We start from the raw sequence: 22,715 nt of genomic DNA, 5'->3' as shown, positions 1-22,715 counted from the left end.
CTTGATGCCTGCACTCACCGATACGACGGCCCGGGGCGTCAATCGGCTCGGCTGATGTGCATGTCGCGACTGACGTCGCTCCTACGGGGCCTCGGCGGACTCCCTCAGGACAACAGCGCAAGCTGCTCGCGCAGGATCGCCAGCGCCTGGCCGCGATGGCTGATCCGGTTCTTGAGGGCCGGTTCCAGCTCGGCCGCAGTCTGGCCGCATGGATCAAGGAACAACGGGTCGTAGCCGAAGCCGCCACTGCCCCGCGGGGCGTGCAGGATCCGGCCGTGCCACTGGCCTTCGGCGATCAGCGGTTGCGGGTCCCCGGTGTGCCGCAACAGCACCAGCGTGCAATGGAACCGCGCGCCGCGTTGCTCATCCGGCACACCGTCCAGCGCCGCCAGCAGTTTGTCGATATTGCGCGCGGCATCGCCGGGTTCGCCGGCGTAGCGCGCTGAATACAGGCCCGGTGCACCGCCCAGCGCGTCCACGCACAGCCCGGAATCATCGGCCAAGGCCGGCAGGCCGGTGGCCTGCGCGGCATGCCGCGCCTTCAGCAGGGCGTTCTCGACAAACGTCAGGCCGGTCTCCTCGATGTCGTCGACGCCCAGTTCGCCCTGGGCCACGAACTCGATGCCGGCCTCGCCCAGCAGGCGGTTGAATTCGGCCAGTTTCCCGGCGTTGCCACTGGCGACCACGATCCGTTTCATGGGATTGCCTGTCTGTGCTGCATCGCTGCCGTCAAAGCCCCAGCGCGGCGCGCTGCATCGCCACCAGTTCGCCGATGCCGACCTCGGCCAGTGCGGTCATTGCGGCCAGCTCCTCGCGGCGGAACGCATGGCCCTCGGCGGTGCCCTGGACTTCGATGAAGCCGCCGCCGTCGTTCATCACCACGTTCATGTCGGTGTCGCAGTCGCTGTCTTCGGCGTAGTCCAGGTCCAGCACCGGCACGCCGCGGTAGATGCCGACCGACACCGCCGCGACCGCGCCGAAGATCGGCGAGCGGCCGGCCTTGGGCTTGATGTCGCCACGCTTGATCATCCAGTTCACCGCATCCACCAACGCCACGTAGGCGCCGGTGATCGCCGCGGTGCGGGTACCGCCGTCGGCTTGCAGCACGTCGCAGTCCAGGGTGATGGTGCGTTCGCCCAGCAACTTGCGGTCGACGCATGCCCGTAAGGAACGGCCGATCAGGCGCTGGATCTCCAGCGTGCGCCCGCCCTGCTTGCCGCGCGCGGCCTCGCGGTCGTTGCGGGTGTTGGTGGCGCGCGGCAGCATGCCGTATTCGGCGGTGACCCAGCCCTCGCCCTTGCCGCGCAGGAAAGCCGGGACGCGGTTCTCGACGCTGGCCGTGCACAGCACCCGGGTCTCGCCGAAGCTGATCAGCACCGAACCTTCGGCATGGCGGGTGAAGGCGCGTTCGATGCGGACCTCGCGCAACTGCTCCGGCGTGCGGCCGCTGGGCCGGGAAAAATCGTTCGTGCCGGGTACTGACATGGTGCGCACTGCCGTGGAAGTTAGGGGGTTTCGGGGGCGCGAGTTTACCATTCGTCCCCCACGGCCCTCCGGCCGCGGTCCGTCCGCTCATTACAGGAAATTGCGAATGATCCGCAGCATGACCGCCTTCGCCAACGGCGAGCGCGTCACCGAATGGGGCACGCTGGGTTGCGAGCTGCGCTCGGTCAACCACCGTTTCCTGGAGATCGGCGTGCGCCTGCACGACGACCTGCGCGCGTTGGAACCGGTGCTGCGCGAGCGCATCGCCGCGCGCATCAGCCGCGGCAAGCTCGACGTCACCCTGCGGCTGCGTTCGCCGGAAGGCGAGGGCGGATTGCATGCCGATCCGGCGCGGCTGGCCGAGTTGGCAAGGCTGGCGCAGGAGCTGGCATCGCCGTTCCCCGGCCTGCGGGTCGAATTCACCCAGCTGCTGCAGTTCCCCGGCGTGCTGCAGGCGCCGGCGACCGACGCCGCGGCCTTGCAGGCGCAGGCGCTGGGGTTGCTGGATGAGGTGCTGGACGAGTTCATCGCCGCGCGTGAGCGCGAGGGCGGCAAGCTGGCGACCGGCATCGGCGAGCGCATCGACGGCATCGCCGCGATCGCCGCGCAGGTGCGTGAGCTGATGCCCGTGATCCGCGCCGGCCAGCGTGCCAAGCTGGAGGCCCGCCTGGCCGACCTCGCCCAACCGGTCGATCCGGGCCGGATGGAGCAGGAACTGGTGATGTGGCTGCAGAAACTCGATGTCGACGAGGAGCTCGACCGGCTCGACTCGCACGTGGCCGAAGCGCGGCGGGTGCTGAACCTGCGCGAGGCCGTCGGCCGCCGGCTCGACTTCCTGCTGCAGGAGTTCAACCGCGAGGCGAACACGCTGGGTTCCAAGTCGGTCGATGCGCGCAGTTCGGCCGCGGCGATCGAGCTCAAGGTCCTGATCGACCAGGTCCGCGAACAGATCCAGAACATTGAGTAGCCGGCAGGCAATGAGGACGACCATCCGATGACCATGCGCGGAACCCTGTACATCGTTGCGGCGCCGTCGGGTGCGGGCAAGTCCAGCATCGTCAACGCGGTGCTGGCGCGCGACCCGAACATCCGCCTGTCGGTCTCGTTCACGTCCCGTCCGGCGCGCCCGCGCGAGCTGGATGGCGAGCATTACCACTTCGTCGACGAGGCCGGGTTCGAGCGCATGGTCGCCGCGGGCGACCTGTTCGAGCACGCGCGCGTGCACGGCGACTGGAAGGGCACCGCACGCCAGTCGGTCGAGCCGCAACTGGCCGCCGGCAAGGACGTGCTGCTGGAAATCGACTGGCAGGGCGCGCGCCAGGTGCGCAGCAAGGTGCCCGGTGCGGTCAGCGTGTTCATCCTGCCGCCGTCGCGGGCCGCGCTGGAGCAGCGCATGCGCACCCGCGGGCAGGACAGCGAGGAGGTCATCGCCCGTCGCCTGGCCGCCGCGCGCGAGGAGATGTCGCACTACGGCGAGTTCGATTACGTCATCGTCAACGAGCACTTCGATACCGCGGTTGACGAGATGTGCGCGATCTTCACCGCCAGCCGGCTGCGCCGCGAGGCCCAGGTCGCCCGCCACGGCAAGCTGATCATGGCCCTGCTCGCAGATGAACAGGATTGATCTAACTGATTGATTCCCAAGTGCCAACTTGCTTGCCGGCCGGTGAATCGCTACAATTCCGTCCCCTTTGTGTACGCATGACGGCCTGCCGGCCGCCAGGAGCTCCATGGCCCGCATCACCGTAGAAGATTGCCTGCAAGTGGTCGACAACCGCTTCGAACTCGTCATGATGGCCGCCAAACGCGCCCGCCAGCTGGCCAACGGTGTCGAGCCCAAGCTGGACAACAGCGAAGCCAACGACAAGCCGACCGTGCTCGCCCTGCGCGAGATCGCCGCGCGCCAGATCGACGCCGAGTACATCGATGCGGTCGAGAAGTCCGAGCGGGCGCGCAAGGAGCGCGAAGCGCTGGAATGGGCCGCCGCCGAGGTGGTCACCGACGACGATCTCGCCAAGGGCGACGACTGATACCGCAGCCTGCGGGACAGTGCTCCAACCCGGCGTGTCAACGCCATCGCGCCGGTCGACCGGCCGCGCTGCAGCTCAATGGCCCCGCCTCGTGCGGGGCCTTCTGTATCCGGAGTACCGGTAGGCAAGGCGGGCTCTGGAAGACGGGTTCGGAAGACATGGCCTGAAGCGCGTGTTCCGGCTCCAGTCGCGAAGATCGTGAACTCCACCCCACCAGGCCGGAGCGAGGCGGCAAATGCGTTGCGCCGCGCTCCGCCTGACGCGTAGATTGATCCCATGACTTCTTTCGAGCCTGCCTGTAGCCTTTCCGAGCCCCTCGTCGTGGATGCCACGGCGCTGCCCGACGACATGCTCGAACTGGAACGGGTTGCCGGCTACCTCGACGAGTCCCAGCGCGCACTGTTGCGCCGCGCCTGGGCGATGGGCGCGACCGCGCATGCGGGCCAGGTGCGCAGCTCCGGCGAGCCGTACATCACCCACCCTGTCGCGGTCGCACGCGTGCTGGCCGAGCAGGGGCTGGACGTGGAAACGCTGCTGGCCGCGATCCTGCACGACACGATCGAAGACACGGCGCTGACCCGGGACGACATCACTGCGGCGTTCGGCCCGACCGTGGCCGAGCTGGTCGACGGGGTCACCAAGCTCGACAAGCTGCAGTTCCGCGACCGCCAGGAAGCCAATGCCGAGAGCTTCCGCAAGATGCTGCTGGCGATGTCGCGCGATCTGCGGGTGATCCTGATCAAGCTGGCCGACCGTCTGCACAACATGCGCACGCTGGGTGCGAAGGATCCCAGATCGCGCCAGCGCATCGCCCGGGAAACGCTGGAGATCTATGCGCCGATCGCGCAGCGGCTGGGCATGAACCTGATCAAGGCGGAACTGCAGGACCTGGGTTTCCGGGCCCTGTACCCGCGCCGCCATGCCGTGCTGGAAAAGCGCATCCGAGCCGAGCCGGTGGTGCGCCGCGAGGCGCTGGTGCAGATCGAGGCCAACCTGGCCCAGCGGCTGGCGAAGGAGAAGCTGAAGCATCGCCTGATCAGCCGGGTCAAGTCGCCGTGGAGCATCTACACCAAGATGCGCGCGGAAGGAAAAAGCTTTGCCCAGGTGATGGACGTGTTCGGCTACCGCATCGTGTTGCGCACGGTGGCCGACTGCTATCACGCGCTGGGCGTGGTGCACGCAACCTACAAGCCGCTGGATTCGCGCTTCCGCGATTTCATCGCCATTCCCAAGGCCAACGGCTACCAGTCGCTGCACACGGTGCTGTTCGGGCCCTACGGCTCGCCGATCGAGGTCCAGCTGCGCACCGAGGAGATGGATCTCATCGCGGAGAAGGGCATCGCCGCGCACTGGGCCTACAAGGAGGGCAAGGACGCCAGCGACGGTCCCAACAGCGCCCAGAGCCGGGCCTACAACTGGATCAGCGGGCTGGTGGAATCGCAGCATGACGCCGGCTCGTCGCTGGAATTCCTTGAAAACGTCAAGGTCGACCTGTTCCCGGACGAGGTCTATCTGTTCTCGCCGAAGGGGGACATCCTCTCGCTGCCGCGTAATTCGACCGCGGTCGATTTCGCCTACGCGGTGCATACCGATGTCGGCAACCAGGCGGTCGCCGCGCGCGTGGATGGCCGGCTGGTGCCATTGCGCACGCGGCTGGCGAACGGCGAGCGGGTGGAGATCATCACCGCCAAGTCCTCCACGCCCAAGCCGCAGTGGCTGGAGTTCGTGGTCTCGGGCAAGGCCCGCACCGCGATCCGGCAACAGCTCAAGCAGATCGGCCACGAGGATGCGGTGCAACTCGGCCACCGCATGCTGGATCGCGCGCTGGAAGCCCTCGGCAGTTCGCTGGAACGGGTGCCGGCCGCGCGCATGGACGACTACCTGCAGGAAGGGAAATACCCGCGGCTGGAAGCGCTGCTGGCCGACATCGCACTGGGCAACAAGATGCCCAGCAAGGTCGCCTACATCCTCGCCAGCGAGCCCGGGGAACAGCGCGAGCCGGGAGCCGCCAAACGTGCGCATACCGCGATGACCCAGGAGAAGATCCTGATCACCGGTGCGGAGCGCGGCGTGTTCAGCTTCGCCAATTGCTGCATGCCGGTGCCGGGCGACGAGATCATGGGGTATCACACCGCCGGCAAGGGCATCGTGGTGCACCGGCTGGATTGCCCGAACGTGGCCGAGTACCGCAAGTCGCCGGATCGCTGGGTGCCGATCGGCTGGGATCGCACCGTCACCGGCGATTTCAGCGCCGCGTTGCGGATCGAAGTGGACAACCGGCCCGGTGCGCTCGCCCAGGTGGCCGCCGCGATCGCCGATGCCCAGTCCAATATCGACCGGGTGGAGTACCTCGACCGCGACACCAACATCGCGATCCTGCGGTTCTCCATCGAGGTGCGGGACCGTCGCCACCTGGCCGACGTGATCCGCAAGGTGCGCCGGCTCAGCGTGGTGTTGGGCGTGCAGCGGATCTAGGCCGTCGCTTCTACAATGCAGCCTGATACCGCCATTGTTGGAGCCCGCATGTCCCGTACCCCGATCCACACCGACCTCGCCCCCGCTGCGATCGGTCCGTATTCGCAAGCCGTCCGCATGGGCGACACGGTGTTCCTGTCCGGCCAGATCCCGCTGGATCCGGCCACCGGCGAGATCGTGCCGGGCGATGTGGCCGCGCAGGCGCGCCGTTCGTTCGACAACCTCAAGGCGGTCTGCGAAGCCGCCGGCGGCTCGCTGGCGCAGGTCGCACGGCTGGGTCTGTACCTGACCGACCTGGGCGACTTCGGCGCCGTCAACGCAGTGATGGCCGAGTACTTCCAGGCGCCTTATCCGGCGCGTTCGACGATCGAGGTATCCGGCCTGCCCAAGGGCGCGGCGTTCGAGGTCGACGCGATCCTGGTTCTTGGCTAGACGCACCACCGGGCCGGCGCCCGCGCTTGCGGCGGTCGGCGATACCCCGCTGACGGCATTGGCCGGCTGCGGTCCCAAGGTGGCCGAAAAACTGGCCGCCCGCGGGATGACCTGCCTGCAGGACCTGTGGCTGCAACTGCCGCGGCAGTACGAGGACCGCACCCGGCTGACCCCGATCCGTGCCTTGCAGCCGGGCGTCGCCGCCCAGGTCGAAGGCCGGGTGGAGGCGGTCGAGCGTGGCTTCCGTTACCGGCCGATGCTGCGGGTGGCGATCGGCGATGGCTCACAAGCCACCCTGGTGCTGCGTTTCTTCCATTTCCGCGCCGCCCAGGTCGCCCAGTTCCAGCCGGGCGCGCGGGTGCGCTGCTACGGCACGCCGCGTCCCGGCCTGCACGGCCTGGAGATCGTGCACCCCAGTTACCAGGTGCTCGGTGCGGCGGCCGGTGACGAGCTCGGCGACGCGCTGGATCCGGTCTACCCGGCCGTCGAGGGCATCGGGCCGGTGTCGCTGCGGCGGTTGATCGGCCTGGCCCTGGATCGCCTGCCCGACGACGAATCGCTCGAATTGCTGCCGGATGCATTGCGCGAGCCGTTGCGCCTGCCGTCGCTGCGCAAGGCGTTGCTGACGGTGCACCGGCCGCCGCGGGATGCCGATGTCGCCGCGTTGCTGGCCGGCACCCACCCGGCCCAGCGCCGGCTCGCGCTGGAGGAGCTGCTGGCCCATCACCTCAGCCTGCGCCGCCAGCGCATGGCCCAGCAGGCGCATGCCGCGCCGGTACTGGCCGACACCGGGCTGGCCGCACGGCTGCGTGACGACCTGCCGTTCCGCCTGACCGGCGCGCAGCAGCGCGTCTTCGATGAAATCCTTCTCGATCTGGCCCGGCCTTCGCCGATGCTGCGGCTGGTGCAGGGCGACGTGGGCTCGGGCAAGACCGTGGTGGCGGCGATGGCGGCGATGGTGGCGGTGGCCGGCGGCAAGCAGGCCGCGCTGATGGCGCCGACGGAACTGCTGGCCGAGCAACACCTGGCCAATCTGCGTGGCTGGCTGGAGCCATTGGGCATCCCGATCGCCTGGCTCGCGGGCAAGGTCACCGGCAAGGCGCGCGCACAGGTGCTTGCGCAGGTCGCGTCCGGCGAGGCGCCGATGGTCGTGGGGACCCATGCGCTGATGCAGGAGGGCGTGGTGTTCCATGACCTGGCGCTGGCGATCATCGACGAACAGCACCGTTTCGGCGTGCACCAGCGCCTGGCTCTGCGCGACAAGGGCGTCGGCGGGGGCGATGGTCCCGGCGCCATCGTTCCGCACCAGCTGGTCATGACCGCGACCCCGATCCCGCGCACCCTGGCGATGTCGGCCTATGCCGACCTCGATGTGTCTTCGATCGACGAATTGCCACCGGGCCGCACGCCGGTGCAGACGGTCGCATTGAGCAGCGAGCGTCGCCCGGAGCTGGTCGAGCGCATCCGCGTCGCCTGCGCGCAGGGCCGGCAGGCGTACTGGATCTGCACCCTGATCGATGAGCCGGAGGAAGGCGACAAGCCCGGCGCGGCGATGAATGGCGCGTCAATGAAAATCGAAGCCCAGGCCGCGCAGACCACGTTCGAGGCGTTGTCGGCGCAACTGCCGGAGCTCGGCATCGGCCTCGTCCACGGCCGCATGAAGCCGGCCGAGAAGCAGGCCACGATGGCCGCGTTCAAGGCCGGCCGGATCGACCTGCTGGTGGCGACCACGGTGATCGAGGTCGGGGTGGACGTCGCCAACGCCTCGCTGATGATCATCGAGAACGCCGAGCGGCTCGGCCTGGCGCAACTGCATCAGCTGCGGGGCCGGGTGGGGCGCGGCAGTGCGGAATCCAGCTGCGTGCTGCTGTACCGCTCGCCGTTGTCGATGCTGGCGCGGCAGCGGCTGGAGACGATGCGCGAGACCAGCGACGGGTTCGTGATCGCCGAGAAGGATCTGGAGCTGCGCGGTCCCGGCGAACTGCTGGGCACCCGCCAGACCGGCCTGGCCGAGTTCCGTCTGGCCGACCTCGTGCGTGATGCCGACCTGCTGCCGCAGGTGCATGCGCTGGCCGAGCAACTGCTTGTCGACGCCCCCGATACCGCCGACCGCATCGTCGCGCGCTGGGTTGGGTCCGCGGTGCGCTATGCAGGAGCCTGAGCGGGGCTCCGGCAGACCTCCGGCTGCAAATGGGTGTTCCGGAAGTGTCTGACGGACAGCCCGATCGGTCGCTTCCTGACCTGCTGGCTGGTTGACCGGCCGACCGGTGGGCTTTTGCCGGTTTGTGGCGCCGCGTTGTGGCCGGCAGGCCTTCTCCGCTCATGTCCCCCGGTTCCCGCCTGCCAGCGGAGACCTCCTCCTTGACTTCGCTGCGAAGGCTTGCCGGCCCCAACGCGCCCCGACCAGTACAAGAGCTCCACACCGCCCTGCTCACTCGCAAGACGGGTGCCCCGGTCCTTGGAGGCGAAATAAAGGAGGAGGTAACGGCCTGCGCCCGTTGCCGGGGGACACTCGCCGTAAAGGACCGGAGCACCCGGCCGCCACCGCTTCGGGAACTGCCCTGACACCACACACCACGCTTTGTTCCACGAAGCCCCGTTTTCCTGCCGGCACTCCGATTGCAACCGCATTGGGGGATCGATGTCCGCGGCAGCCAAGCCATTCCAGCCGGGGCGCGTTCGGCGGTATGGTGTCCGGCCCGCGCCCACCGGCGTCATCCTTCCGTCAACGGAGAGTTCCCGTATGCGGCGATTCACGATTCCCGCCTTGCTGTTGTGCCTGCCCGTGACCGTGTCCGCTGCCCAGCCGGCGCCGGTACCTCCGGCATCGCAGCCGCTGCTGCAACAGATCGGCATCGCGCCCTCGGCCGGACGGATCGAGGCCGACATCCGCACCCTGGTCGGTTTCGGTACCCGCCACACCCTGTCGGAAACCGGGTCGGACACCCGTGGTATCGGCGCCGCCCGACGCTGGATCAAGGCCGAGTTCGAACGCATCTCCGCCGAATGCGGCGGCTGCCTGGAAGTGCGTTACGTCAGTGACGTGGTATCCGGCGAGACCCGCATACCCGACCCGGTCGAGGTGGTCAGCGTGATCGCGATCCAGCGCGGAACCAGCGATCCCGGGCGCTACGTGATCATGAGCGGCGACATCGACTCGCGCGTGTCCGACGTCATGGACTTCACGTCCGACTCGCCGGGCGCGAACGACAACGCCTCCGGTGTGGCCGGCACGCTGGAAGCCGCGCGGGTGCTGTCGAAGCACAGGTTCAACGGCTCGATTGTGTACGCCGCGCTCGCCGGCGAGGAGCAGGGCCTGTTCGGCGGCAGGATCCTTGCCGAGTACGCGCGCAACAACGGCTGGCGGATCGAGGCGGTGCTCAACAACGACATGATCGGCAACATCGCCGGCCTCAATGGCGTGATCGACAACACCACCGCCCGCGTGTTCGCCGAAGGCACCCGGTTCGATGAGACCGCCGCGGAGGCGACCGCGCGCCGTTTCACCGGAGGCGAGGTCGACTCGCCCTCGCGCAACCTGGCCCGTTACATCGACCGCATGGCCGATCTCTACGTCCCCAACCTGGACGTGATGATGGTCTATCGGCTGGACCGCTTCGGGCGCGGTGGCCACCATCGGCCGTTCAACGACCTCGGCATGCCGGCCGTGCGGGTGATGGAGGCCAACGAGAATTACCACCGCCAGCACCAGGACCTGCGCACCGAAGACGGCGTGGTGTACGGCGATACCATCGACGGTGTCGATTTCGCCTACGCCGCCAAGCTGACCGCGCTCAACGCGGTGACCCTGGCCGGGCTGGCCAGTGCACCGCCACCGCCGGCGGAGGTCGCCATCAAGGGTGCGGTCACCGCCGACACCAGCCTCAGCTGGGCCCGTCCGGCCAGGTCGCAGGCCCCCGATCTCGCCGGTTACCGCATCTACTGGCGCCTGACCACCGAGCCACAATGGACCCACAGCCGCTACGTCGGTGACGTGGCCGAGTACACCCTGCACAACGTGGTGATCGACAACTACTTCTTCGGTGTCGCGGCGGTGTCCGTCGATGGCGCCGAAAGCCCGGTCGTGTTTCCCGGCGCGGCCGGCAGCTTCGGCGGCTATCAGGCGAAGACGCCGGTTACCTCCGCAAGCAACGACTGAGCCGGTTTTCGACGCCACTCATGCCTGCGATCCATACACACGAACGAATGACACCAGAGGCGATTTTCCGCTCATGACTGAACCCCGGATTCCGCTGCTGATCGACACCGACCCCGGCGTCGACGACGCGCTCGCGCTGTTGATGGCGTTCAACGACGAACGCCACGAGGTGGTCGGGCTGACCATCGCCGCCGGCAACGTGGGCCTGGCGCACACGGTCGGCAATGCTTTGAAATTGTGCGACGTGGCCGGCGTGGACGTGCCGGTGTTTGCCGGCTGTGCCGGGCCGCTGCTGCACCCGGCGCTCGATGCCGCCTACGTGCACGGCCAGGACGGATTCGGCGATATCGGCTACACCCCGTCGACCCGCCGTGCCGAAACCGAGCACGCCGCGCTGGCGATCCTGCGCCTGTCGCACCAGTACGCGGGCAAGCTGCGGCTCGTCGCGCTCGGCCCGCTGACCAATCTGGCGCTGGCGCTCAAGCTGGACCCGAGCCTGCCGTCGCGCATCGGCCGGCTGGTGGTGATGGGCGGCGCGGTCAGCGCGCACGGCAACATGACCCCGGCGGCGGAGTTCAACATCGCCTTCGACCCGGAAGCGGCGCACATCGTGCTGACCGCGTTCCCGCAGTTCGAGCTGGTCGACTGGGAGGCGACGGTTGCCCACGGCCTGCCGCACGAGCAGGTGGTGACCTGGCTGGAGGCTGACAGTCCGCGCGCGCAATTTTTCCGTGACATCTCCCGCAAGACCCGCGAGTGGTCGGTCGACCGCCGCGGCAACGACTGGTTCGCCGCCGATGCCCTGGCCATGGCGCATGCCTTGTATCCGCAGGGCGCGACCGAACTGGCATTGCGCCCGCTGGCGGTCGAGCTGGAAGGGCGGCATACCCGCGGCGCGACCGTGGTCGATTGGCAGCGCGAACACGGCGGGATCGACAACGCCACCATCCTGATGCGCTATGACCAGAGCCGGTTCGAGGAGTTGATCCGGCTGGCACTGGCGGCCGGATAGGGCGGTTTGGCATGGGAGTGAATACTCGCGCCGGACCATGTCATCTGAGACAAGCACCTTCTTATTGGAGGTAAGTGCATTGTCAGGGCGGTATTTTTCAGCCCTGCCGCATTGGCGCCAGCTCATTGCCGTTGCTGGCCGCCTAGACAACGGTGCCAAAACAGTTCCAACAGCCCGTTCCGCTGCCGGCCACGCGCGGTCCCGCGTATGGCCGGCACAGGGCAGTGGCCCTGCCGGTCGCCAGTGATCCGACCCATGTTTTCAGTGCTGGTCACACCCTGTTCATCCGAAAGTGCGCCTACTGCCGCCACTAACGCACGGATGTTGTTGGGCACCTTTGTCACAGACCGGTTTCATACAACCGGGCTTTATCGACACAGGCGGGGATGATCCATCCGCAACTCTCATCAGTACGCTCGCAGACGCGGGCACCCTCACGCAGAACCCCTCGGTTATCTCGACGGACCCGGACAGCGCAACTGCTGAGCCGGCGCTTGTTGTCGTGGCGGTTGTGCTGAGAGCTCAGTAAAGGGATCCCTTTTGAAAACAAACATTAAACTGCTGCCACTGGTGTTGCTGACACTCAGTCACGGCTTGCTGGCCCAGCAACTGCCTGGCGGAGGCACACAGCTCAATCAGCTGCCACCGCCTCCTGCGCCACTCAAAGCCTCGCCGGAAATCCGGATCCAAGAGGCTGCGACAGTCAATGCGTCGGTTGACGATTCGGTCCGGGTAATGGTCAGGACCCTGCAGGTGACGGGAGCGCACGCTTTCACCGCGACCGAACTGGTGGAGGTCGCTCGTTTCGTCCCCGGCGCGCAGTTGACGCTCGCAGAGCTCCAGGAAATGGCATCGCGCATCACCGAGCACTACCGCAGCAACGGTTACTTCGTGGCGCGGGCCTACCTTCCCGCACAGGACGTCAGCGACAACGTGGTGAACATCACCGTCAGCGAAGGCGCCTACGGTCAGGTCACCCTGCGCAACCAGAGCACGCTCGACGACAGCGTCGCCCGGCGCACTCTCGCGGGCTTGGACAGTGGCGATGCAATCACCATCGCGCCTCTGGAAAACCGCCTGCTGCTGCTTTCCGACCTGCCCGGTGTGCAGGTGTCATCGACCCTGGTTCCCGGAACCTTGCCGGGAAGCTCCGACCTGATCGTCGACGTCGTTCCGGGTCGGCGCGTCACCGGCAGCATCGACGCCGACAACGCAGGCAACCCCTACACCGGTGAGTACCGGGTCGGTGCGACGGTAAATCTCAACAATCCCCTTGGGCGAGGCGATGTGGCCAGCTTGCGTGCGCTGACCTCCGGCTCTGGCCTGCAGTACGGCCGCGCGTCGTATCAGATGCCATTTGGCCGGGCCACGGCCGGCGTTGCCTACAGCAGGCTCGACTACGAGTTGGGCGAGCAGTTTGAAAGCCTGGGCGCTAACGGCACCGCTGAAGTCGCCAGTGTGTTCGGGAACTACGCCCTGATCCGGTCGCGCGACACCAATCTCTACGCCGGACTGAGCTATGACGACCGGACGTTCCAGGACCGGGTCGACCTCGTCAATTCGGTCGTGGACAGGAAGGCACGCGTCTGGACCCCGACGCTGTATGGCAATCACCACGACACCATCGGCGGTGGTGGGGTGAGTGCGTTCGTCGTAAGCCTGTCTTCAGGAGTCCTCGACATCCGCACCCCTTCAGCTTTGGCGGACGATGCTGCAACCGCACGCACGGACGGTTCGTACAGCAAGTTGTGGGTCAACGCGACGCGCCTGCAACGCGTCACCGACGTGGTGTCGCTGCACGCATCAGTGACCGGCCAGATGGCCTCGAAGAATCTCGACGCATCCGAGAAGATGGTTTTGGGTGGGATGGACGGCGTTCGCGCCTATCCGCAGGGCGAAGGATTCGGCGACCAGGGCTACCTGGTGAATCTGGAAGCGCGCTTCCTGCTGGCAGGGCTGTCGCAGTCGGTGCCGGGTCAGGTGCATCTGCTTGGCTTCGCCGATGCCGGAAAAATCACCATCAACAAGAATCCCTGGAATGCCGGCGACAACGACAGAAGCCTCAGTGGGGCGGGCGTGGGCGCGATGTGGGGTGACCCCGGAAACTTCGCCGTGAGGACGTACTACGCCCGCAAACTTGGCGGCGAGGATGCGCTTTCAGCCCCCGACAAGTCGGGACGATTCTGGGTCCAGGCGATCAAGTATTTCTGATCCCGTCCAGCCCACATACGCGTTACTGAAAGCATTCGAGGATCCACCCATGAACTGCACACAACGATTGACCCCCGCCACCGGAAGTCGGCAATCGCAGCGCGCTGCCAGCGTGCCGCAATTTGCCCGTCAGGCATTGTCCGCGGCATTGATGCTTGCCCTCGCCACCGCCGCACACGCAGCGGGTCCCCAGGGCGGCGTGGTTACCGCCGGCCAGGCCACGATCGCCAACAATGGCGTCAACACGACCATCACCCAGTCCACGGCCAACGTCGCAATCAACTGGCAGGATTTCAGCATCGGGACCGGCCACAGCGTCCAGTTCGTGCAGCCGGGCACCAGTTCGGTGGCGTTGAACCGCGTGGTGGGCGCTGATGCGTCCGTCATCCTGGGCAACCTCACCTCCAACGGCAGCGTGTTCCTGCTCAACCCCAACGGCATTCTTTTCGGCAAGGGTTCGACGGTGAGCGTCGGCGGGCTGGTCGCATCCACGATGGGCATCAGTGATGCGGATTTCATGGCCGGCAGGTATGCGTTCACGGACGCCGGTGCCGGCTCGATCGCCAATGAGGGCATCATCCAGGCCGCGGATGGTGGCTACGTGGCTCTGATGGGCCGGAACGTGAGCAACCAGGGCGTCATTTCGGCGCGCCTGGGCACCGTGGCGCTGGCTGCGGGCGAAGCGGTGACCCTGGACGTCGCCGGCGACGGTCTATTGAATGTGTCCGTGGCGATGGGCGCGGTGAATGCACTGGCGGAAAACGGCGGGATGATCCGCGCCGACGGCGGCAACGTCCTGCTCACGGCGCAAGCCGCCGGCAACCTGCTGCATACGGTGGTCAACAACACCGGCGTGATCCAGGCTCGGACGATCGAGAACCGCAATGGCACGATCGTGTTGCTGGGAGACATGCAGACCGGCACCGTGGATGTCGGCGGCACGCTGGACGCCAGTGCAGCCAACGGGGGTGATGGCGGGTTTGTAGAGACCTCCGCGGCACGCGTCAATATCCAGGACGGCGTCACTGTCAGCACCGTTGCGCCCCAGGGCCAGACCGGTGAGTGGCTGATCGATCCGCAGGATTTCACCATTGGCAGTACGCCGGGGGCCAACATTTCGGGCGCGACGCTGTCGGCGCAGTTGGTGACCAACAACATCACCATCGGCACGACGGGTGCCGGTGCCGCGAACGGCGATATTTTCGTCAATGACGCGGTGAGCTGGACGGCAAGCGGCGCGCCCACCACGCTGAGCTTGACCGCCGATCGCAATGTCGACATCAACGCCGCGATCACTTCCACCAACGGAAACCTGGCCGTGTGCTGTGGCCAGGACGTCAATGTCAATGCGGCGATCACTGCGACCAATGGCAGTGTGCTGCTGGCCGCAGGGCGCGATGTCAACCAGCGGGCCGCCATCACGGTCACCGATGGCAACCTGATGATGTGCGCCGCAAACGACGTGAACATCTTCGATGCCATCACCGTGACCCGCGGTACCAGCGATCCGACCCGAAGCCTGGGTCTGCCGCTGGGGTTGACCCTCAGTGCCGACACCGATGGCACCGGCCCTGGCATCGCCGGCGGGACCGTCGTGTTCGATTCGCTGGCGCCACCGGCGACCGTTACCGCGGCTCCGGTCAATATTTACTACAACCCGATTTCGTACACGGCACCCACGGACTATTCGAGCAATTTCACGTTGACCGAGGGTGCTGCCCTGCAGCAGTACATGCTCGTATTCGCTGACGGCGGCGACAAGGCCTTCGACGGCACCACCACCACAACACTGGGTGGGCTCAAAGGTGACCCGGTAGGGGTGACACTGGTCGCCGGACCGGGAAGCAGCGCCGATTTCAGCTCCCCGGATGAAGGGGCGAACAAACGCATCACCTTCACCGGCTATACCCTGGCGGGCACCGATGCAGGTTCATATGCCCTGCCGCTCAACTGCTGCGGACCCATCGTCGCAAGCACGACCGGGACCATCTCGCCTGCGCCAGTCACGCCACCACCCGTGACGCCGCCGCCGGTCACACCGCCGCCGGTGACGCCACCACCTGTGACACCGCCGCCCGTGACGCCGCCGGTCACACCACCGCCCGTGACGCCGGAGTTTCCGCCTGGGGTTGAATTGTCGCCGCGTCCGGGGGCGCCCGTGCTCGGAATCGTGCGTCCAGGTGCGGTGTTGCCCCCGCCGCCGGGAGCGCTGGTCGTGGTTTCGCCCGACTCGCAACCACAGATGGCGCTGGTGCTGATTCCGCCGCCGCCGGAAGAGGTGCCGCCGTATGTTGCGCCGATCCGCGCACCCAAGCCTTACCGTAACTAGGGGCGTGCAAGGCCCAGTGGCGACGTTGTTGCGCCGGGTCCCTGTATCTTCGCGCCTTGCAGCAGCGACCTGCGGCGCGAGAACCGGCTTGGCCGTGATACTCGCATTCTGGACAACCGCGGCTGCAGCGACACCCGGCCAGACCAGCTTGGTCGAGCCGGTGACGAAGCTTGTCCAATACGCCTCGGCGCCCGCTGCTCCTGCGGCGCCGGGCCGGCAACGCGCCAGGGCGGACTTCAAGGACGAGTCTGCATCAGCCGAGGCCAAGCACGTTGCACACTGGGTGGTGGACTCCGGTGACAACAATGGTTTGCCGTACATGATCGTCGACAAGGTCGATGCGCGGGTGTTCATGTTCGACGCCGGCGGACACTTGCAGGGCGCGGCGGCGGCGCTGCTCGGCATGTCCCGCGGCGACGGCTCTGCAGAAGGGATTGGCGAGCAGAAGCTGTCGGCCATGCGCCCCGAAGATCGCACCACACCGGCCGGGCGTTTCGTGGCATCGCTTGACCGCGACTTGCAGGGGCAAGAGATCCTCTGGGTCGACTACGATACCGCGCTCGCACTCCACCGGGTTCCCAAGGGTCTACCCGCCGAACGGCGCGCCCAGCGCCTGGAAAGCCCGACGCCTCAGGACAACCGCATCTCCTATGGCTGCATCAATGTTCCGGTGAAGTTCTACGAGCACGTCGTCAGTCCAGCGTTCACCAACACCGCCGGAATCGTCTACATTCTTCCCGAAGACGCCACGGCGGCGGAGCTGTTCGGGTTGTACGAAGTGGATCCGGGGGCGCATTCGCGCATTCCCGGGCAACCGGATGGGCAGGGCGCCGCTGCTCCGATCGTAGACGCGCGAGGCGCGGAGGACGGCTGAATGCTGGTTGAGCGACCACGGCCCGACGGAACTACCGTGAATCGGCCGTCGTGTCCCGCCACGGAGAACTGGGGCTTGCGCTCGGGGGTGGGCAGACGCTATAATTTCCAGCTTCCTTCCGCTATAAATTGGTGAGTGCCAATGAAAGCCGGCATCCATCCCGAATACCGCGAAGTCGTGTTCCAGGACGTGACCAGCGACTTCCAGTTCCTGACCCGCTCGACCCTTGGCAGCAAGGAGTCGGTCAAGTGGGAAGACGGCAACGAGTATCCGCTGATCAAGATCGACATCTCGTCGGCCTCGCACCCGTTCTACACGGGCAAGCACAAGATCATGGATACCGGTGGCCGCGTGGACAAGTTCCGCAAGCGTTACGCCCAGAAGTAATTCTCGGCCGCGCCGCGCGCTGTATATCCGGGTTTTTGACAACGGCTGCCGAAAGGCGGCCGTTGTCGTATCCAGCCACATGGCTGCAACGCTGCATCACGTATTCCTGTGATCCGCCCGGGCCATGCGGTACAGCACTGTGCGATAATTGGACGTTCGCGGTTTGTCGCGATCCTTTGTCCCCCCTCCCGTATCGCGCCCTGCGCGAATGCGCAGACATGAGGAGTTTTTTGTGTCCGATTCGTCATCCGGCCAGAACACATCTGGTGAGAGCCAGGCCACCTTTACCGTGGGCGACAAGAGCGTCGACCTGCCGGTCCAGCATCCGACGCTGGGTGCGCCATGCATCGACATCGCCAGGCTGCCCAAGGGCACCGGTTGCTTCACCTACGACCCCGGTTTCACCGCCACCGCCAGTTGCAAGTCCGCGATCACCTACATCGACGGCGAGCAGGGTGTGCTGCTGTATCGCGGTTACCCGATCGAGCAGCTGGCGCAGAGCTCCAGCTTCCTGGAAGTCGCCTACCTGCTGATCAACGGCGAGTTGCCCAACAAGGCCGAGTCGAGTGCGTTCGAGCACGATGTCACCCACCACACGATGATGCACGAGGCCTACAAGGGCTTCCTGGGCGGCTTCCGCCATGACGCGCATCCAATGGCGATGCTGGTCGGCATGCTCGGTTCGATGGCCAGTTTCTACCACAACGAGCTGGACCTGGAAGACCCGCAGCAGCGCCGCCTCGCCGCGATCCGCCTGATCGCCAAGGTGCCGACCATCGCCGCCGCGTGCTACCGCCACTCGGTGGGCTGGCCGCTCAACTACCCGCGCAACAACCTCGACTACACCACGCGCTTCCTGCACATGATGTACGAGGTGCCGACCGAGCCGCTGGAGCTGAACCCGGTCGCGGCCAAGGCGATGGACCTGCTGTTCATCCTGCACGCCGACCACGAGCAGAACGCCTCGACCTCGACCGTACGGCTGGTCGGTTCGACCGGCGCCAACCCGTATGCCTGCCTCGCCGCCGGCGTCGCCGCGCTGTGGGGCCCGGCGCACGGTGGCGCCAACGAAGCCGTGCTCAAGATGCTCAGCCAGATCGGGCGGCCGGAGAACGTGCAGTCGGCGGTCGACAAGGCCAAGGACCGGGATTCGGGCTTCCGCCTGATGGGCTTCGGTCACCGCGTCTACAAGAACTACGATCCGCGCGCGGCGCTGGTGCGCAAGATGACCCACGAAGTGCTGGGCCAGCTCGGCGTCAACGACCCGCTGCTGGACGTGGCGATGAAGCTGGAAGAGGCCGCGCTGAAGGACGACTACTTCGTGGAGCGCAAGCTGTACCCGAACGTCGATTTCTACTCCGGCATCATCTACAAGGCGCTCGGCATCCCGGTGGAGATGTTCACCGTGATGTTCGCCATCGCGCGCACCGCCGGCTGGGTGGCGCACTGGCTGGAGCAGCAGGACGATCCGGAAAACAAGATCGGCCGTCCGCGCCAGATCTACACCGGTGCGGGCCAGCGCGACTACGTCGGCATGGACAAGCGCTGAACGTTGCGTCGGCCTGACGCTGCGTCGGCCTGACGCTGCGTCGGCCTGAATCTGGCCTGTGCAGCTGATGCGCAGGCTGCTGCCGGACCGGATCGCAGTCCGCGCAAATGAAAAGGCTCCACGCAGGTGGGGCCTTTTTTCATGCGCGCCAGGTTGTGCGCGCGATTTTGCCTACGTGTTCAGGCGGGATGCCGGCTTCAGATGCCGCGCGCGCCGATGTCCTCGTCGGCCAGCAGTTGCCGGACCCGGGTCGCGCTGGCGCGCGGTATCGGATTGCCTTCAGTGGCCCGGAGCGGGGGCTGGCGCAACTGCGCCAGCGGCAGCACGGTCAGTTCGAACGCGATGTCATCCGCGCTGAAACGCCACACCGGAAACTCGCCGCTGCGCTGGCGGTCCAGACGCAGGCGGCGGCTGCCGGAGTCGGCCGGAATCGCATGCTGTTGCAGGTGCCGGGCCACTGCATCGGCATCGTCATCGTGCAGGTGCAGCTCCACCGGGCTGTGTGCATCGGCGGTGCCCTCCAATACGGCTCCGGCAAGGCGCGGCTGGAACGGCTCGAAGAACGCCATCGCCTGCAGGGCCGCCTCGCGGCGCCGCCTGGACTGCGCCGCGGTGTCGGGCCGGAACAGGCGCTGGTACTCGCGCAACGCCTCCTCGATGTCCTGATGGCGCGGCTGGCAGGCCCGGTCGGCGATGCCCAGCCGCTGCGCGGCCTTGAGCCGGGCCTGCTGGTAGTCGTGCAGGCCGTCCTCGGCGATCAGTCGCGCGGCCTCCTGCGCCAGGCGATGGCGCTGCCCGGCGAGACGGGCCAGGTTGCGGGGCGGGACGGAAGGCCCCGTGGCTGGTGTGCGTTCGTGTTTGCGGGGGCGTTTCCCGGCGTGGCGTGGCATGGCGACCTCCGCGCGCAGGCGTGATGCGGAATCCAGTGGATCGCCACCGGCCCGATGTGGGAGGTGGCGAATTGCGGGTCAGGACAGTGTGCGTGTCAGTGCATGTCAGCGGCAGGCGTGTCAGAAGATATCGAAGGACTCTTCGGCGGGCTCGAACTGGCCATCGTCGTAATCGACATAGCTTTGCAGCCGCTCCAGATCCTCCACCTTGATCCATTCCGCGATCCCGCCACTGCCGGCGGGCAGCAGGTTGCCGTTGGCGGACACGGAGACCTCGACCATGCCGTCCGGTGGCGTGTTGGCGGCGACCGGGCGATCTTCCAGCGCCACCCGCATGAAGTCGATCCAGATCGGCAGTGCGGCCTGGCCACCATACTCGCCGCGTCCCAGGGACTGGAAGTTGTCCCGGCCGACCCACACCGTGGTGGCGAGGTTGCCGCCGAAACCCGAGAACCACGCGTCGCGGTGTTCGTTGGTCGAACCGGTCTTGCCGCCGACATCCTCGCGGCCCAGCACCTTGGCGCGCGTGCCGGTGCCGCGCAGGACCACGTCGCGCATCATCGAGACCATCTGGTAGGCGACGCGGCTGTCGATCGCGCGGGGAGCCACGATCATGTCGGCCGGCGGCTCGATCGGGGTGGTGTCGGCGGGCTTGTCCTGGCTCGCCGGGGTCGGGGCCGGGGCGACGGCGGGGCCGAGGTTGAAGCCGCCCACTGTCGCCGCCGCGCGCGTGGCCGTGGCGTTGCCGGCGCCGTCGCAATACGGGCACGCCGTGGCCGGGTTCTCCTGGAAGATCACCGCGCCGTCGCGGTCCTTGACCTGGTCGATGAACCACGGCTCGACCCGGAACCCGCCGTTGGCGAAGGCCGCATACCCGCGCGCGACCGACAGCGGGGTCAGCGATGCGGTGCCCAGCGACATCGACAGATTGGGTGGCAGGCTGGATTCCTCGAAGCCGAAGTGGCTGATGTATTTGCGTGCGTAATCCACCCCGATGGCATCCAGCAGGCGTACCGACACCAGGTTGCGCGAGCGCACCAGCGCCTCGCGCAGACGCATCGGGCCGGAGAATTTTCCATCGTCGTTCTGCGGCCGCCACTCGTGACCGCGCCGGTCCTTGAACACGACCGGGGCGTCAAGGACGATCGATGCCGGATTGAAGCCCCGCTCCAGCGCGGCGGCGTACAGGAACGGCTTGAAGCTCGACCCCGGTTGGCGCAGCGCCTGGGTGGCGCGGTTGAACTTGCTGCCGGCAAAGCTGAAGCCGCCGGAAAGCGCACGCACGGCGCCGGTATCGGCCTCCAGCGAAACCAGCGCCGACTCGCCGCGCGGAATCTGCGTCAGTTCGTAACGGGGCGCGGCCGGTGTGGTGACGGTCGTGTCGTCGTTGCCCTTCTTGCTTGCCGGGGGCTCGACCTGATGGACGCGGACCAGGTCGCCGCGCTTGAGCAGGCTGGCCGGGCTGCGTCCGCCCCAGCCCTGGTTGCGATCCAGCGTGATCTGGCGCCCGCTGGGCAGGACCGCGGTGACGCTGTTGCCGTCGCTGCCCAGCACGATCGACGGGATCATGTCGGATTGGACCGGTATGTCGCGCAGCCGCGCGCGCACCGTGTCGGCATCCTCGTCATCGGCCAGGTCGAAATGCTGCTCCACGCCATGCCAGCCGTGCCGCTTGTCGTAGATGACCAGTCCGTCGCGCACCGCCTGGTTGGCCGCGCGCTGCATCGTCGGGTCGATCGTGGTGGTGACGTGGTAGCCCTTGGTCAGCGCCTCGGCGCCGTAACGGGCGACCATTTCCTGCCGCACCATCTCCGACACGAACGGCGCATACAGCTGGATCGGCGGCTCGTGCGGGCTGGCGTGCATCGGCCTGGCCTGGGCCTGGGCCATCTGCGCCGGCGTGATGAAGTCCAGTTCGGCCATCCGCTGCAGGATGTAGTCGCGCCGCACCCGCGCACGTTCCGGGTTGCTCAGCGGGTTGCCGCTGGAAGGGAACTTGGGGATGCCGGCCAGCGAGGCGATCTCGTCCAGGTCCAGTTCGTCCAGCTTCTTGCCGTAGTAGAACTCGGCCGCCGCCGCCACGCCGTAGGCCCGGTTGCCGAAGAAACTCTTGTTGAGGTACAGCTCGAAGATCTCGTCCTTGGACAGCTCGTTCTCCATCCGCCATGCCAGCATCATCTCGGCGATCTTGCGGGTGTAGCTGTATTCCGAACTCAGGAAGAACTGGCGCGCGACCTGCTGGGTGATCGTCGACCCGCCCGGCACGCGTTCGTCGCTGGTCGTGGCCAGCAGCCAGACCGCCCGCGCCACGCCGCGGTAGTCGACGCCGTGGTGCTCGTAGAAGCGGCTGTCCTCGATCGCGATGAAGGCCTGCTTCAAGGCTTCCGGTACCGCGGCGATGTCGATCGGGTAGCGGCGGGTCTCGCCGAACACCGCCATCAGCCGGCCGTCGCGCGCATACACGTACATCGGCTCCTGCAGCTCGACATCGTGCAGGGTCTCCACGTCGGGCAACTTCGGGGCGATCAGGTAATACAGCGTGCCCAGTGCGATGGCGCCAAGCAGGCCCAGGCCGATGATCGAGAACAGGATCCAACGCAGGAAACGACGAAAACGGGAAGGCATCAAGGAGTTCCGGATTGCGGCTGTCGTGGTCGGTGGAGTATAGAGTGAGCGCAGGAGGGTCAGCGGACCGACCAGCACCGCCGTATCGGGAAGGTTATGATCTGGCGGGGCGTCATTTTGGGGCATGGCCTTTTGGGGCAAAAGCGGGCACTGCTGGGCAATTGGCGATTGAAGTGGTTGCGGGCTTGTGAAAAGTCCGTTATCTAGGACACGGTCACAAGCAGGTGCGCGCAAGCATCCGGTGACAAGGGGAGATA

At 66.9% G+C, this 22,715-nt stretch carries 17 protein-coding genes; 13 read left to right on the top strand and 4 right to left on the bottom strand.

Annotated elements, in window-relative coordinates; translation table 11 throughout:
* Window positions 1-104 precede the first annotated feature (104 nt).
* A complete protein-coding gene (gene rdgB / locus N792_RS09270; RefSeq protein ID WP_036194300.1) occupies window positions 105-698 on the bottom strand; it encodes an RdgB/HAM1 family non-canonical purine NTP pyrophosphatase in 594 nt (197 codons plus the stop codon).
* 31 nt (window positions 699-729) lie between these two features.
* Window positions 730-1,485 carry a ribonuclease PH gene (gene rph / locus N792_RS09265; protein WP_036194298.1) on the bottom strand — a complete coding sequence of 252 codons (756 nt, stop codon included), beginning with the start codon at window positions 1,483-1,485 and terminating at the stop codon, window positions 730-732.
* A 106-nt stretch (window positions 1,486-1,591) separates the two neighbouring features.
* Between rph and N792_RS09260 the strand changes: the two genes are divergently transcribed.
* The 13 genes from N792_RS09260 to N792_RS09200 all read left to right on the top strand — a co-directional run bounded on the left by N792_RS09260 (window position 1,592) and on the right by N792_RS09200 (window position 18,943).
* Window positions 1,592-2,452, top strand: coding sequence for a YicC/YloC family endoribonuclease (locus tag N792_RS09260; protein WP_036194296.1), 861 nt, complete (start codon window positions 1,592-1,594; stop codon window positions 2,450-2,452).
* Between the two features lie 33 nt (window positions 2,453-2,485).
* Window positions 2,486-3,109 (top strand): guanylate kinase, encoded by a 624-nt coding sequence (gene gmk / locus N792_RS09255; protein WP_036194402.1) that lies wholly within the window; start codon window positions 2,486-2,488, stop codon window positions 3,107-3,109.
* 106 nt (window positions 3,110-3,215) lie between these two features.
* Window positions 3,216-3,515 (top strand): DNA-directed RNA polymerase subunit omega, encoded by a 300-nt coding sequence (gene rpoZ, locus N792_RS09250; protein ID WP_036194295.1) that lies wholly within the window; start codon window positions 3,216-3,218, stop codon window positions 3,513-3,515.
* Between the two features lie 276 nt (window positions 3,516-3,791).
* Window positions 3,792-5,990: a RelA/SpoT family protein gene (locus tag N792_RS09245; RefSeq protein WP_052103859.1), complete on the top strand. Its 2,199-nt coding sequence runs from the start codon at window positions 3,792-3,794 to the stop codon at window positions 5,988-5,990.
* A 48-nt stretch (window positions 5,991-6,038) separates the two neighbouring features.
* The gene (locus N792_RS09240) at window positions 6,039-6,422 is read left to right on the top strand and encodes a RidA family protein (RefSeq protein ID WP_036194291.1); all 384 of its coding nucleotides are present in this window, start codon (window positions 6,039-6,041) and stop codon (window positions 6,420-6,422) included.
* A complete protein-coding gene (gene recG / locus N792_RS09235) occupies window positions 6,415-8,583 on the top strand; it encodes an ATP-dependent DNA helicase RecG (RefSeq protein ID WP_036194289.1) in 2,169 nt (722 codons plus the stop codon). Before N792_RS09240 ends, recG begins: the two co-directional genes overlap by 8 nt.
* 582 nt (window positions 8,584-9,165) lie before the next feature.
* Complete coding sequence (locus N792_RS09230) at window positions 9,166-10,581, top strand: M28 family metallopeptidase (protein WP_052103858.1); 1,416 nt, start codon at window positions 9,166-9,168, stop codon at window positions 10,579-10,581.
* Window positions 10,582-10,654: 73 nt separating this feature from the next.
* Window positions 10,655-11,593, top strand: a complete 939-nt coding sequence (locus N792_RS09225; RefSeq protein WP_036194287.1) for a nucleoside hydrolase — start codon at window positions 10,655-10,657, stop codon at window positions 11,591-11,593.
* 540 nt (window positions 11,594-12,133) lie between these two features.
* The gene (locus N792_RS09220; protein ID WP_036194285.1) at window positions 12,134-13,804 is read left to right on the top strand and encodes a ShlB/FhaC/HecB family hemolysin secretion/activation protein; all 1,671 of its coding nucleotides are present in this window, start codon (window positions 12,134-12,136) and stop codon (window positions 13,802-13,804) included.
* 67 nt (window positions 13,805-13,871) lie between these two features.
* Window positions 13,872-16,133 (top strand): two-partner secretion domain-containing protein, encoded by a 2,262-nt coding sequence (locus N792_RS09215; RefSeq protein WP_198025587.1) that lies wholly within the window; start codon window positions 13,872-13,874, stop codon window positions 16,131-16,133.
* Between the two features lie 88 nt (window positions 16,134-16,221).
* Window positions 16,222-17,007 carry a hypothetical protein gene (locus tag N792_RS14010; protein WP_156969363.1) on the top strand — a complete coding sequence of 262 codons (786 nt, stop codon included), beginning with the start codon at window positions 16,222-16,224 and terminating at the stop codon, window positions 17,005-17,007.
* A 141-nt stretch (window positions 17,008-17,148) separates the two neighbouring features.
* Entirely contained in the window at window positions 17,149-17,394 is a 246-nt protein-coding gene (locus tag N792_RS09205) for a type B 50S ribosomal protein L31 (RefSeq protein WP_036194283.1), read from the top strand.
* 232 nt (window positions 17,395-17,626) lie between these two features.
* Window positions 17,627-18,943, top strand: a complete 1,317-nt coding sequence (locus N792_RS09200; protein ID WP_255516650.1) for a citrate synthase — start codon at window positions 17,627-17,629, stop codon at window positions 18,941-18,943.
* Between the two features lie 197 nt (window positions 18,944-19,140).
* Here the strand turns inward: N792_RS09200 and N792_RS09195 are convergent, their stop codons facing one another.
* Together N792_RS09195 and N792_RS09190 are read right to left on the bottom strand one after the other, a co-directional pair.
* Window positions 19,141-19,833, bottom strand: coding sequence for a hypothetical protein (locus N792_RS09195; protein WP_224743870.1), 693 nt, complete (start codon window positions 19,831-19,833; stop codon window positions 19,141-19,143).
* A gap of 120 nt (window positions 19,834-19,953) precedes the next feature.
* Window positions 19,954-22,458: a penicillin-binding protein 1A gene (locus tag N792_RS09190; RefSeq protein ID WP_036194279.1), complete on the bottom strand. Its 2,505-nt coding sequence runs from the start codon at window positions 22,456-22,458 to the stop codon at window positions 19,954-19,956.
* Window positions 22,459-22,715 lie beyond the last annotated feature (257 nt).

The organism is Lysobacter concretionis Ko07 = DSM 16239 (assembly GCF_000768345.1).
Lineage (GTDB): Bacteria > Pseudomonadota > Gammaproteobacteria > Xanthomonadales > Xanthomonadaceae > Novilysobacter > Novilysobacter concretionis.
Note: the sequence above shows the minus strand (reverse complement) of the source record. Positions and strands in the feature narration are given on the sequence as shown.